Source organism: Azospirillum terrae (assembly GCF_053470425.1).
On record NZ_JBPXMR010000012.1, the window covers coordinates 62,062 to 74,100 of the forward strand.

16 protein-coding genes are annotated in these 12,039 nt (G+C 69.7%); 3 read left to right on the forward strand and 13 right to left on the reverse strand.

Annotated elements, in window-relative coordinates; genetic code table 11:
* Positions 1 to 72 precede the first annotated feature (72 nt).
* Entirely contained in the window at positions 73 to 1,368 is a 1,296-nt protein-coding gene (locus tag ACSVDD_RS23640; RefSeq protein WP_448191862.1) for a pentapeptide repeat-containing protein, read from the forward strand.
* Here the strand turns inward: ACSVDD_RS23640 and ACSVDD_RS23645 are convergent.
* Positions 1,365 to 2,327, reverse strand: a complete 963-nt coding sequence (locus ACSVDD_RS23645) for a Gfo/Idh/MocA family protein (RefSeq protein ID WP_448191863.1) — start codon at positions 2,325 to 2,327, stop codon at positions 1,365 to 1,367. The two genes, ACSVDD_RS23640 and ACSVDD_RS23645, sit on opposite strands and share 4 nt — an antisense overlap.
* Positions 2,324 to 3,871, reverse strand: a complete 1,548-nt coding sequence (locus tag ACSVDD_RS23650) for a tetratricopeptide repeat protein (RefSeq protein WP_448191864.1) — start codon at positions 3,869 to 3,871, stop codon at positions 2,324 to 2,326. The genes ACSVDD_RS23645 and ACSVDD_RS23650 overlap by 4 nt, the downstream gene beginning before the upstream one ends.
* Before the next feature lie 129 nt (positions 3,872 to 4,000).
* Here ACSVDD_RS23650 and ACSVDD_RS23655 point away from each other — a divergent pair, with 129 nt between their 5' ends.
* Together ACSVDD_RS23655 and ACSVDD_RS23660 are read left to right on the forward strand one after the other, a co-directional pair.
* Complete coding sequence (locus ACSVDD_RS23655) at positions 4,001 to 5,170, forward strand: glycosyltransferase family 4 protein (RefSeq protein ID WP_448191865.1); 1,170 nt, start codon at positions 4,001 to 4,003, stop codon at positions 5,168 to 5,170.
* Positions 5,171 to 5,186: 16 nt separating this feature from the next.
* Positions 5,187 to 7,124 carry a tetratricopeptide repeat protein gene (locus ACSVDD_RS23660; protein WP_448191866.1) on the forward strand — a complete coding sequence of 646 codons (1,938 nt, stop codon included), beginning with the start codon at positions 5,187 to 5,189 and terminating at the stop codon, positions 7,122 to 7,124.
* Positions 7,125 to 7,178: 54 nt separating this feature from the next.
* Here ACSVDD_RS23660 and ACSVDD_RS23665 read toward each other — a convergent pair whose 3' ends face one another.
* The 11 genes from ACSVDD_RS23665 to ACSVDD_RS23715 form a co-directional block, all read right to left on the reverse strand.
* Positions 7,179 to 8,120: a tyrosine-type recombinase/integrase gene (locus ACSVDD_RS23665; RefSeq protein WP_448191867.1), complete on the reverse strand. Its 942-nt coding sequence runs from the start codon at positions 8,118 to 8,120 to the stop codon at positions 7,179 to 7,181.
* A gap of 224 nt (positions 8,121 to 8,344) precedes the next feature.
* Entirely contained in the window at positions 8,345 to 8,521 is a 177-nt protein-coding gene (locus tag ACSVDD_RS23670) for a hypothetical protein (RefSeq protein WP_448191868.1), read from the reverse strand.
* Entirely contained in the window at positions 8,521 to 8,706 is a 186-nt protein-coding gene (locus ACSVDD_RS23675) for a hypothetical protein (protein WP_448191869.1), read from the reverse strand. Before ACSVDD_RS23675 ends, ACSVDD_RS23670 begins: the two co-directional genes overlap by 1 nt.
* Entirely contained in the window at positions 8,703 to 8,927 is a 225-nt protein-coding gene (locus ACSVDD_RS23680; protein ID WP_448191870.1) for a hypothetical protein, read from the reverse strand. The genes ACSVDD_RS23675 and ACSVDD_RS23680 overlap by 4 nt, the downstream gene beginning before the upstream one ends.
* A complete protein-coding gene (locus tag ACSVDD_RS23685; protein ID WP_448191871.1) occupies positions 8,924 to 9,163 on the reverse strand; it encodes a hypothetical protein in 240 nt (79 codons plus the stop codon). The genes ACSVDD_RS23680 and ACSVDD_RS23685 overlap by 4 nt, the downstream gene beginning before the upstream one ends.
* A complete protein-coding gene (locus tag ACSVDD_RS23690) occupies positions 9,117 to 9,356 on the reverse strand; it encodes a hypothetical protein (RefSeq protein WP_448191872.1) in 240 nt (79 codons plus the stop codon). Before ACSVDD_RS23690 ends, ACSVDD_RS23685 begins: the two co-directional genes overlap by 47 nt.
* Complete coding sequence (locus ACSVDD_RS23695; protein ID WP_448191873.1) at positions 9,356 to 9,649, reverse strand: hypothetical protein; 294 nt, start codon at positions 9,647 to 9,649, stop codon at positions 9,356 to 9,358. Before ACSVDD_RS23695 ends, ACSVDD_RS23690 begins: the two co-directional genes overlap by 1 nt.
* Positions 9,650 to 9,847: 198 nt before the next feature.
* On the reverse strand, positions 9,848 to 10,273 hold the full coding sequence (locus tag ACSVDD_RS23700) for a single-stranded DNA-binding protein (RefSeq protein WP_448191874.1): 426 nt from the start codon (positions 10,271 to 10,273) through the stop codon (positions 9,848 to 9,850).
* Positions 10,270 to 10,653, reverse strand: coding sequence for a hypothetical protein (locus ACSVDD_RS23705; protein WP_448191875.1), 384 nt, complete (start codon positions 10,651 to 10,653; stop codon positions 10,270 to 10,272). Before ACSVDD_RS23705 ends, ACSVDD_RS23700 begins: the two co-directional genes overlap by 4 nt.
* Positions 10,650 to 11,357, reverse strand: coding sequence for a hypothetical protein (locus ACSVDD_RS23710; protein ID WP_448191876.1), 708 nt, complete (start codon positions 11,355 to 11,357; stop codon positions 10,650 to 10,652). The genes ACSVDD_RS23705 and ACSVDD_RS23710 overlap by 4 nt, the downstream gene beginning before the upstream one ends.
* An 86-nt stretch (positions 11,358 to 11,443) precedes the next feature.
* Positions 11,444 to 12,037 (reverse strand): hypothetical protein, encoded by a 594-nt coding sequence (locus ACSVDD_RS23715; protein ID WP_448191877.1) that lies wholly within the window; start codon positions 12,035 to 12,037, stop codon positions 11,444 to 11,446.
* Positions 12,038 to 12,039 lie beyond the last annotated feature (2 nt).

Consider the following 12,039-nt stretch of genomic DNA (forward strand, 5'->3'; position numbering starts at 1 on the left):
GGCGTGCGATCATCATTATCAAAATCTTAAGATGCCCTGGGTACCGTCCGGGACGGAACGGAGTCTCCGCGTATGAACCAGGCTCGCACTCTCACAAGGCTCGATCAGGCGCAGCTCGACGCCGTCATCCGGCGGCATGAAATGTTCCGCAACGCCCGCATGGGCGGGGCGCGCGCCACCCTGTCCTTCTGCGATCTGTCGGGGCTCAATCTGGCCGGGCGCGATCTGGCGCACGCCGATCTGGTCGGCGCCTCGCTGAAGGGCGCCAACCTGGCCGGGGCGCGGCTCGACTGTGCGGCGATGTTCGCCTGCGACCTGCGGCAAACCAATCTGGAGAACGCCAGTCTCATCAAGACCGATCTGCGCGGCGCCTGCCTGCGCGGTGCGGTGCTGATCGGCGCCAACCTGTTCGAGGCCGACCTGCGCGACGGTTCGCTGGCCGAGAAGGACCGCGCCGGCAATTTGCGCACCGTGCAAGTCGACAGCCAGCCGACCGAGGCATCCGGTGCCGACCTCTCCGGCGCCAACCTGACAAACGCCCGGCTGTCCGGCGCCATGGCCATCCACACCGACTTTACCGACGCGGTGATGAAGGGGTGCAAGCTGGTGCGCGCCACCATGCGCGGCGCCAATTTCAGCGGTTCCAACCTTGAGGGCGCCGACCTGTCGGGCGCCGACATGCGCGGGGCCTGCCTGCGCGGCGCCATTCTCACCGGCGCGTCCATGACGATGACCGACCTGACCGATGCGGACATCGAGGACACGCTGACCGACGCGCCGGTCGGCCGCACGCTGGCCGAGTTCGACCGGCCGCTGGAAGACCTGCTGCGCGATCACATCATCTGGGTCGGCACCGGCGGCGCCCAGGGCGCGTCGCTCGACCTTGCCGAGTTCGATCTGCGTCACGACGCGCCGAGCTTCGCGCACGGCTGCCTCACCATGCTGCGCGCGCCCAGGGCGACGTTCTACGGTCTGGACATGGCCAGCGTGCAGCTCCAGGCCGCGGTGCTGGAGGGGGCGGACATGCGTGTCTGCAAGCTGGTCAACGCCGACATGCGCGGCATCAACCTGAAGAATGCCAAGCTCAACAACGCGGACCTGCGCAACGCCAACCTGCGCCCGCTTGTGTTCGACGAGAAGCGCTCCATGCGCTCCGACTTGACCGGAGCCAAGCTGCGTTATGCGGATTTCCGCGGCGCCAGCCTGCGCAACGTCAATTTCGCCGGCGCCGACCTGTCCTTCGCCAACCTGATCGGCTGCGACATGATGAAGGCCGACTTCAGCCACGCCAAGCTGTTCGGCGCCAAGCTGGAGCGCAAGGCGCTGGAAGGCGTCATCCTCGACGGCGTGGCCGGGCTGAAGCTTTAAGCCCCCGCCGCCACGTCCAGCACCATCCGGTTCGTCTCCAGGCTGAGGTCGAACAGCCGGCCGGGCAGCGGCCGGCGGTCCCGGCAATGCTCCAGGAAGAACCCGACCGAGCGCGCCAGCCCTTCCGCATACACCTCGGCCCAATCGACCGTTTCGGCGAACAGCACCGGAGGCGGTGCGAAGTTCCCGCGGGCGTCGAAGGTGTCGCGCGGGCCATGCAGCGCAATGCCGTTCTGATCGCAGACCAGGACGCCGTTGGTCCCCAGCAGCGACAGCCGCAGCGCGGACGGTGCCGCGTAGGACGCCAGAACGCTGGCGGTGCCGCCGCCCTGGTGGCGGGTCGCGAGGTGGCAGGTGTCGTAGGCGGTGCCGCGCCCGGCGGCGGTGGAGGGTGCGTAGTCGGTGCGCTCCACCGGCCCCATCACGTGGGCCAGCAGGTCGACGAAGTGCACGGCCACGGTCTCCAGCACGCTGTGCCGGTGCCGTTCCCCGTCGGCGCGCCAAGTGCCGGGGAAGCTGTCCTTGAAGGCCAGCCCGTGCGTCGCCTGCACCTCGGCGTGCAGGATTCGGCCGAGCCGTCCGTCCGCCAGAGCCTCCTCGATGCGCCGCGCCCAGCGGCTGAAGCGCAGGTTGAAATTGAAGAAGGTGCGGCCCTTGTCCATGCCGCGCACCGCTTCCCAGTCCGCCCGCGTGGTGACCGGCGGCTTCTCGCAGAGGACGTACCCGCCATAGCCGGCGGCGAGGCGCCGCAGATAGCCGCCGTGCGTGTCGTTCGGCGACAGGATCATCACCGCGTCGCAGTCCAGCAGGTCCTCGAAACGCGTGGTGCCGCCGGGTCGGTCGGTCGGGGTGGCGGGATGGTACACCACCGCGACGCGGCCGAGGCCAGAAGCGTCCACCACCTCGATCATGCGCGCCGCGTGGTTGCGCCAGCCGATGGCGCCGATGCGAAGGGTCATGGAACGATCTCCGTCAGCGCTTCTGCGACGCGCTCGACGACCGGCGCCCAGTCGCCGCGCCGGCTTTGCCGGAACAGCCGCATGGTCGGATACCATGGGCTGTCGGACCGGTCCATCATCCAGCGCCAGTCCGGCAGGAAGGGCAGCAGCAGCCACACCGGCCGCCCGAGCGCGCCGGCCAGGTGCGCGACCGACGTATCCACCGTGACCAGCAGATCAAGCGCCGTCAGCGCCGCCGCGGTGTCGGCGAAGTCGTCGAGATCCGGGCCGAGATCGATGACGCCCAGATCCGCCAGGATGTCCCGATCGCCCGGCCGCGGGTCCTTTTGCAGGCTGAAGAAGCGCACGCCCGACGTGCGCAGCAGCGGCGCCAAGCCGCCGAGCGGCAGCGAGCGGTTGCGGTCGTTGGCGTGTCCGGGGTTGCCGGCCCAGACGAGGCCGACCTTCAACCCATCGCCCAGGCGCGCGCGCCACTCGGCCACCGCGCCCGCCTCGGCGCCGAGGTAGGGGGTGTCGGTCGGGATGGTGCCCACCAGCCGCGGCAGGCTGAGCAGCGGGCAATGCACGTCGAACTCCGGCAGCGGGCCGCCCAGCGTCGCCAGAACCGTCACGCCGTCCAGGCCGCCGAGCAGGCGGCGAAGCGGCGCGTGCGCCTCCAGCACCACGCGCGCGCCCAGCCGCGCCACCTCGGGCACGTAGCGGGCGAACTGGATGGCGTCGCCCAGCCCCTGCTCGGCGTGCAGCAGGATGGTCTTGCCGGCCAGCGGCTCGCCCGCCCAGGCAGGCTGCGCGAAGCTGCGGCGCGGCGAGGGGAAGCCGTCGTACCGCCAGCGCCACTCGTACTCCGCGAAGCCCTCGGCCAGATGGCCGTTCAGCAGCAGCGCCAGCGCCAGATTCCAGTGGTCCTTCGGGTTGTCCGGGCGCGCCCGGACCGCCGCTGCGTAGGCGGCCAGCGCCTCGGCGGTGCGCCCTTGCCCGTTCAGCACGCGGCCCAGGTTGGTCCACGCCTCGCCGAGGCCGGGGTTGAGGTCCGCCGCGCGGCGGCTGGCGGCCTCCGCCTCGGGCAGGCGGTCCATTTGCTCCAGCGCGTATCCCAAGCCGCAGTGCGCCGTGGCATCCTCGGGGCGGAGAGCTGCCGCGCGCTTCAGCGATGCGACGGCCTCGCCATGGCGTTCCAGGCCGCTCAGCGCGTTGCCCAGGTTGAGCCGCGCCTCCGGCAGGTCGGGGGCGAGTTCGATGGCGGCGCGGGCCGCCGCGGCGGCCTCGGGCAGGCGCCCGGCGCCCTCCAGGGCAAGCCCGTGATTGCACAGGAACTCCGGCGATCGGCGCAGGCGGACGGCCCGGCCGATCAGCGCGGCACCGCCCGCCGCGTCGCCGGACTGGTAAGCGATCAGACCGGAGAGGTGCAAAGCATCGGCCTCGTCGGGCGTCAGCGTCAGAGCGGTTCGGTACAGCTCCGCGGCCTGGGTCAGCCGGCCGCCCTGGTGGAAGCGGACCGCAAGGGACAGGCACCGCAAGACCTGGGCATCGCACTCGCTGAACATCGCACATCCGGTCGGCAGAAAAGGGGGAGAAAAGCGGCGGCAGACGGCCAGCTTAGAGACGCTTTCGTAAATGTTGGTTAACAATTCTGACCGAGACTGGCGGGCGTCGTCGGATACGGGACCACCGCCTTGGCCAACAAACTCGCGTTCACCTGGCAGCTTTCCGAGGCGCATGGCTGGGGGTTGGTGGGCGTCCACACCGCGGTGCACCTGATGGAGCAACGCCGGCCGCCAATCCTCCTCATGAGGCCGATGATGGACACGCTGCGGCTGGAAAACCAGCTGCGGCTGCGCTCGCTGGAGCGGGACTACGAGGCGCTGGCCGCGCTCAGCGCCCAGCATTCCGGCCAGGTCATCCGCACCGGCGACGTGGACGTCGTGCACGTCCTCGGCAACGGCTTCGTGCGCACCCCGAGCACCATCCCATTCCAAAGCTTGCGGAACATCGGCGCCGCCGCGTTCGAGGACACGCGCATCGATGGGCCGGTGCTCGACCGGGCGCGCGGCTACGACCGGATGATCGTCCTGTCCACCTACAACAAGCAGCTGCTCGACGAGCGCGGCGTGGAGAACGTCGTTGCCGTCATCCAGGGCGTCGATCCCGACGAAATGGCGCCCCAGCCGCCCACCGGCGCCTTCGGCGACTGCTTCGTCGTCTTCTCCGGCGGGAAATTGGAGTTCCGCAAGGGGCAGGACATCGTGCTCGCCGCCTTCCGCGTCTTCCACCAGCGCCACCCGGACGCGCTGCTGGTCACTGCGTGGCACAACCACTGGCCCCAGACGGCGCTGGGCATCGCGGAATCGCCGCTGTGCCGTGCGGCACCGGAGATCGGCGCCGACGGCCGGCTGCGCATCCACGACTGGGCGGTCGCCAACGGCGTGCCGGCCGACGCCTTCGTCGATCTGGGCTTCCTCGGGCGGCGTGCCTTCGCATCGGTGCTGGCGGACTGCCATGCGGCGGTGTTCCCCAACCGGTGCGAGGGCGGCACCAATCTGGTGGCCATGGAAACCATGGCCTGCGGCGTCCCCGTCGTGCTGTCCGCCAACACCGGGCACGTCGATGTGATCCGCCCCGACACCTGCCTGTCCCTGGAGCGGCAGACGCCGCTGCCCAACCCGGACGGCAGCCGGACCGGCTGGATGGAGTCCTCCGTCGAGGAACTGGTCGAGCACCTGGAAGACCTCTACGCCGATTACACGGCGGCGCAGGAGCGCGCCGACCGGGCCCGCGCCTGGATGACCGGAACCTACACATGGCGCGTCTTCGCCGCGGGCTTCGTCGAAGCCTGTTCCGCCTGAGCCGAAGGGGGACACCGTGGACCAACGATCCGCCGATCCAGCCGCGGCGCTCCGCGCGAAGGTGGCGCGCATGCAGGCGACGGCGTTCTACAACGCCGGCCTCGCGCTGAAGCAGCAGGGACGGCTCGACGAGGCCGCCGAGTCCTACCGCGCCGCCATCGAAGCCGATCCCGGCTTCACCGAAGCCCATTTCAACCGCGGCACCGTGTTGGTGGAATGTGGGCGCTGGGATGCGGCGGCTGCCGCCTACCGGGCCACCGTCGCCCTCGTGCCCGGCTCCGCCGAATCGTGGTTCGCCCTCGGATACGCGCTCGCGGCATCGGGCCGGATGGCCGAGGCGGTGGCCGCCTACCGCGCCGCACGGGTCCTTTCGCCGTCCCTCCACTCCGCCTGCGAACCGTTGGGGCACGCGCTGGCGGCGCTTGGCCGGCGCGACGAGGCGGCGGCGGCCTACCGGGCGGCCATCCTGTTCCGGCCCGGCCTTCCGGCGTCGCATTTCGGGTTGGGAAAGGCGCTGTTCGAAAACGGCCGTCCCGCGGAGGCCCTGTCCACTTTCGGCAGGGCGATCCGCCTCAACCCGGCGTGGGCGGAGCCGTACGGCGGCCTGGGCACCGTCCTGCGGCATCAAGGCCGGCATGCCGAGGCAGCCGCCGCCTGCACGACGGCCATCAGGCTCAATCCGTCCGTCGCGACGGCGCACACGACGCTCGCCGACGCCCTGAAAGGCATGGAACGCCTGGACGAAGCGGTCGCCGCCTATCGCCGGACCCTCGCCCTGGCGCCGGCCCATGTCCAATCCTGGGTGCACCTCGGCGACACGCTGCTCCTGCTTGGGCGCGCGGAGGACTCGGCCGCCGTGTGCCGCACCGCCATCACGCTCAACCCCGCGCTCGCGGCGCCGCACAACAATCTGGGCAACGCGCTGAAGGCCCAGGGCCGCGTGGAGGAGGCCGCCACCGCCTACGCCGCCGCGACCGTGCTGCTGCCGGAGGACGCGCTGGTCCACCTCAACCACGCCCTGGCGCTGCTGACCCTGGCGCGCTTCGACGAGGGCTGGGCCGAATACGAATGGCGCTGGCGCACGGGGATGGTGCGGCGGCGCGACTTCGCCCAGCCGCAATGGACCGGCGACGCGCTGGAGGGCCGCACCATCCTGCTGCACGCCGAGCAGGGAATGGGCGACACGCTGCACTTCGCCCGCTACGCCCCCCTGGTGGTGGAGCGCGGCGGGCGCGTGCTGCTGGAGGTGCAGAGGCCGCTGTTGTGGCTGATGCAGAGCCTTCCCGGCGTCGAGCGGGTCTTAGCCTACGGCGAACCGCTGCCGCCCTTCGACGTGCATTGCCCTTTGCTCAGCCTGCCGCGGGCGTTCGCAACGCGGCTCGACACCATTCCCGGTGCCGTTCCCTACCTGCGCGCCGACCCGGCCTTGGCCGAGGCGTGGCGCCCCCGCGTACCGCGCGACCGGGCGCTGACCGTCGGTCTGGTGTGGGCCGGGGAGGCCCGCAAGGGCGTGCCGCACGCCAACCACATCGACCGCCAGCGCTCGCTGACGCTGGACCAGCTGGCGCCGCTCGCCGGCATTCCCGGCGTGCGCTTCCTCAACCTGCAAAAGGGGCCGCCGGCCGAGCAGCTGCGCGACCCGCCGCCGGGCCTGGAAATCCTCGACCTGATGGACGGCGTCGGTGATTTCGCCGACACCGCGGCGCTGGTGGCGAACCTCGACCTCGTCGTCGGGGTCGACACCTCGGTCATCCATCTGGCGGGCGGGCTGGGCAAGCCGGTGTGGGTGCTGTCGCGCTTCGACGGCTGCTGGCGCTGGCTGCTGGGGCGCGACGACAGCCCGTGGTACCCGACCATGCGGCTGTACCGGCAGGACCGCCCGCACGACTGGGCGCCGGCCATCGGCCGTCTGGCAGCCGATCTGCGGGTCCATGCGACGGCGCATAAGGGGTAGGGGCGGGCGGTTTGGCCGTATTAACCTACCGGCGAGCCCGGAATATACATTCCATTAAGGAACGTTGGACGCCTTAGCTTTCAAAGACTTACAAGGTGTTTTCCCGAACATCCCGTGCCGCAGCTTTTTCACCGCCGCCTGGGCCAGGGCGCGCTGGTCCACCTCGCGCGTGTAGCGTTCGACCTCGCCCAGCGAAGCGTGCCCGGTGACCGCCATAATCATCCGCGTCGTGCAGCCGGCCTCGGCCAGGAGCGCCGCCGCGGTCTTGCGCAGCCCGTGGAGGGTGCAGCCCTTCAGGTGCAGCTCTTCGATGGTCTGCGAGAAGCGCCCGGTCAGCGCGTGGCCGTTCTTCCAGGGCCGCCCGTGCTGGTTGGTCAACACCGTGGTGGCGGCGGCGGGCCGCCACGCCTTCAGGTGCTCGCGCAGCACCGGGTGGATGGGCACCACCAGCGGCGTGCCGGTCTTGGCCTGGGTGACGCGGATGCCGGTGTCGCTCACGTCCGACCAGCGCATGGCGACCAGATCGGCGCAGCGCTGGCCGGTGTAGAGCGCCAGGATCAGCGCGCGCTTCAGCGGCTCGGGCGCCCCCGCATGAAAGGCGGCCAGCTCGGCGTCGCTCCAGCGCCGCCAGCCCTTGAGCTTGAAGCGCTCGATCTCGGTGGCCGGGTTGATCTCGATGTAGCCGCGCCTGCGGGCGAACGCGCAGACCGCCTGGAGGGCGGCGATCATGCGGTTCGCCATGCCCGGCGTGGCGGCCAGATCGTCTCGGACCTTCATAATATGGCGGTGCTTCAGCCCGGCGATGGGCTGCTTGCGGTACTTGTGCAGGCGGTCGAAGCACGCCTCGTAATTGGTGCGTGTGGCGGGCCGCAGGGCCTTGTAGCCCGGCGACTGGCGGTATTCGCCCAGCACCCATCCCAGCGTGCCGGTCGCGTAGCTGGCTTTCTTAACGCCCACGGCTTCGTCCCATGCGAGTTCGGCGTCCCTCCGTGACATGCGACCTCTCCTCCACCAGTTGATCCCAACCGGCGGAAGCGCAGGCGTCGGCGAACGCGCTGTCAAGATCGGCGACGCGCCACCGTCGAACGGACACGCCCGGATAGGCAATGGGGCGTGGCCGTTTGGCGGATGGGAGCGCCGCCACCATGCGCCGGAAGGTCTTCTCGCAGACCCCGAGATAGGTGGCGGCGCCCTTGGTCGTGAGGTAGCCCTGGATCATCTCACTCCCAGATCCAGATGAGGTTGACCAGCAGGCCGGTGATGTGCACCGACTGCGTGAACGCCTCGGGCAGGTAGCCGATGGTGATGGCGAGCGACAGCATGGTCACCAGACTGACGCCGGCCGTCACCACCGTCTTGACCTTGATGTGGTGGGGGATGTCGCGTGGGTGGCGCATCAGTCCCCCCCCAGGCCAAGGGCCATGTGCAGGAACACGCACCCGAGGAGGGCGGCGGCGGCGACCCCGTACAGGCCGTGGCTCTCCACCGCAACCAGCCCCAGGTAGCAGATGTGGGCCACGACGTGGCCGTAGTGCGCGATCCTCACGAGCCACGGGTGCTTTTGCGGATCGAGGTGTTTCATCCGGCCATCTCCTTCGTCCGGTTGCGGGTGATGAGGCTGTCGCAGCGGTCCACGATGTCGCCGAGGTTGCTGGCCTCGATCATAGCCAGATCCCGCTCCTCGGCGCTGAGCCGCGGGCTCTTGGCTTCCGACACGTACTGCTGGATCAGCACCAGGAGGTTGCGCTTGAGGATCTGCGCTTCGACCGTCCGCAGCGGGATGGCCTGGGTGAAGTTGGTCATCGGCGTGCCCTCTTCGGCAGCCGGCGCGGCTCCAGCCGGCCGTTGCCGGTGATGCCGAGCAGGGCCGCCGCGCGCTTCAGCAGCTCGCGGCGGCGTTCGCCGCTGATCCGGCCGCGGGCCTCCATGCGGTCGAGGTGATCGACGAGCCGCCGGTAGCGCACGAACGCCGGATGCTCGGGAACGAGGTCGTCAAGCAGCGCGGGCCTCGGCGCGTCGAGCAAGGGGAACATCACCATCGTCTTGGCACTCCCGCAGGGTGGTCAGGGTGCGCAGCACGGCCTGCATGACATCCAGCTCGTACTGCGCGGTGGTGTCGCGGAGCAGCCCCGCCTTGATCTGGTGGGGGTACTCGCGGCGCCGCCGCATGATCTCGCGCCGGACGGCGCGGATCTGGGCGTTCCGGTCATCGGGGGACGGCAGGCCGGGCATCACGCCATCCCGGCGATGGGCGCCGCCGCCAGGGCCTCGCGCTGCTGGCGCAGCCGGTGCGACGCCATCACGAAGTCAAGCGCCTCGGTGAGCACCCGCGTGGCCTTGTCGATGTCGTCGTTGACCGACCTGCTGGTCAGCGCGAGGGAGGAGGCCGCCATCATCAGCGCCATGGTGGCGACGCCAGGGGTTTCCGTGATGCTCGGCAGCAAGGCACCGATCAGCATGGCGGCGCTCTTGGCCTTCTCGAACTCTTCGGTATCGTTCAAAACAGTCTTGGGGGGCTTGGTCATACGACCGCTCCATGATTTCGATTAGGTCTTGGTACGCTCGCACCAAGTCCATCAAGTTGAAGACGCCACGGGCTGGCTGGCCGCAGCGTAAGGCGCCCTCGTAATAGTCGGCGACCAGTTCTGGAATGCTGCGTCCTTCCAGGGATCGGTCCCAGATGTACTGGAGCGCCTTGCGCGTTGCGGCGGTTATCCTCATGGCTAGAAGGGGATCTCGTCGTCGAGATCATCGTGACGCGGGCCGCTGTAGCCGCCGCGCTGGTAGGCGCCGCCGGCCTCGCCCCGCGGGGGTTCCCGCCGCCCGCCGCCGGCCTCGTCCTTCTGGCCGCCGAAGAAGTCGATCTCGGCGACGCGCACCGCGAGGGTCGCGCCCTTGGTGCCGTCGCGCTTCTCGAACTCCTTCAGGCTCAGCTCGCCGGAGACGACGACCTGCTTGCCCTTGGTCAGGTACTCGGCCAGGGCGTCGGCGCGGCGGCCCCAGACGGTGCAGTCCACCCACTGCGTGGTGCGGCGGTCGCCGTAGCCCACGTCGTTGGCGACGCGCATCGAGAGCAGCTTCTCGCCGCCCTGCGTGGTGCGCAGCTCGGCGTCGGCGCCGAGCCTCCCGGTGAAGGTCCAGACGTTCATTGCAGGGCCTCCCGCCGATGGCCGACGTGGATCTCGTCGCCGTCCGCCAGCAGCACTTGGGCGAGCGTCGTCTTCGCCTCCTCGGCCATCTCCGGCGGGCACCACTCGCGCAGCAGATAAGCGGCGGCGTGCACCAGCGCGTTGGCGACGCTCTGCTTGGTGAGCGGCGTGTTGGCCTCCAGCGCCAGCGCGTAGCCCAGCAAGCAGTTGGCGGCGAGGGTGTCGCGGACGCTGGCCTTGTAGTCGGGCGTGGCCTCGTCGTAGAGGGTGCACTCGACCTGGATCGCCAGATGCTCCTTGAACTTGTCGTAGGCCGTCTTGTCGGACAGCATGGCCTGGATCATCTCGGCGGTGATCGGGGTGGCGTTGATGGCGGTCATGCGGCGGTTCCTTCCCTGGTGAACTGAGCGCGCAGCCGCTCGACCTCGCCCTTGAGGCGGGTGACGACGCCGGGGTTGCGCTCGTTGATGGCCTTGATTTTGTGCGAGGCGTTGCGCATCACGGCGTCGATGCCGCCGTTGGAGTGCTGGGACGACGCCTCTTCGAGGATCTTGTCGGCGAGCGCCTTGTCCTCGTCGTAGGCGCGCTTGCGGTCCTCGGCGTCGGCGTCGGCGCCGACCTCCTGGACGTACTTGCTGTCCTCGAACTGGCCCATGTGCACGTCGGCCGACATGCCGATGTGCTTCATGGCGTTGGAGAGCGCGTCGGTGTAGGCGGACTTGAACGCCTCGTCGTGCGGGGCCGGGGTCTTGCCCTTCACCAGCACGTCGCCGCCGACGCCGTAGACCATCTGGCTGCGGTCGCCGTTGGGCGCCACGTACCAGAGCCCGATGGTGCAGAAGACCAGATCGCCCTGGATCAGGAACTCGGGCTTGTTCATGCCCCAGCCGACGCCGCAGGGGCCGAACAGCCGGGTCATCTTCTCGTCGGTGTAGATCGGCTTAATCGCCGTGCCGCGGAAACCACCCGACCGGGTGAACGCCTTTGTGTGCTTGGGGTCCGTGGTCTTGAGCTGATCCCAGATCGTCATATGGTCGTATTTCTGGGTACCAGCTTCCTCCACGGCTTCCTTTTTGGTAGCCATGTGGTGCTCCGTTGTTGGACGGGAGGGCAGGGCCTCGACAACTCGACCCTCCCGTCAGGCTGTGCGGTGTGGGGTGTCCGCAGGCGCTACGAGCGCTTGCGGCGCTTCGCCCTCGCCACCTCCGGTTCGTCCTTCGGTCCCTCCTGTTTCGGTTCCTCGGCCGGCGGCTCGGTGGCCGGTGGGTCTTCAGACGGCGGCTCCTCGATGGGCGGCGGCGGTTCCTCCGTGGGGGCGGGGAACTCCTGGCCGGTGTCCTCGTCGAGGAAGGTCGCCTGATCGGGCTTGGCGAAGCGCGGCTTGCGTTGGCCCTGGACGTGCTCGGTGGAGACAAACACCAGCGAGACGGTGGACCCCTGCGCGGCCGAGAGCTGGGCCAGCAAGTCCAGGGTCTTCGGCGCGGTCAGGGTGGCGCGCACGCCGTCCTTCACGACGAAGTATTCCAAGGCCATCTCGACCACGATGCGGCCTTCGCCGCGCACGACCTGGGCGACCTTCTCGATCAGCCGCTCGGCGGCGCGCTCGGCCGCCTGGATCGTCTCGCGCTGCACGTGCTCCGGCTGGGCGTCCCACGGCAGCGGGCTCTTGTCGTGCTTGAGGCGGTCCAGCAGGAAGTCGCGGATGTCGCCCTTGAGCGTCTCGCGGGCGATCTCCACGACGATCTCGTCAACGTTCTCGTCCATGC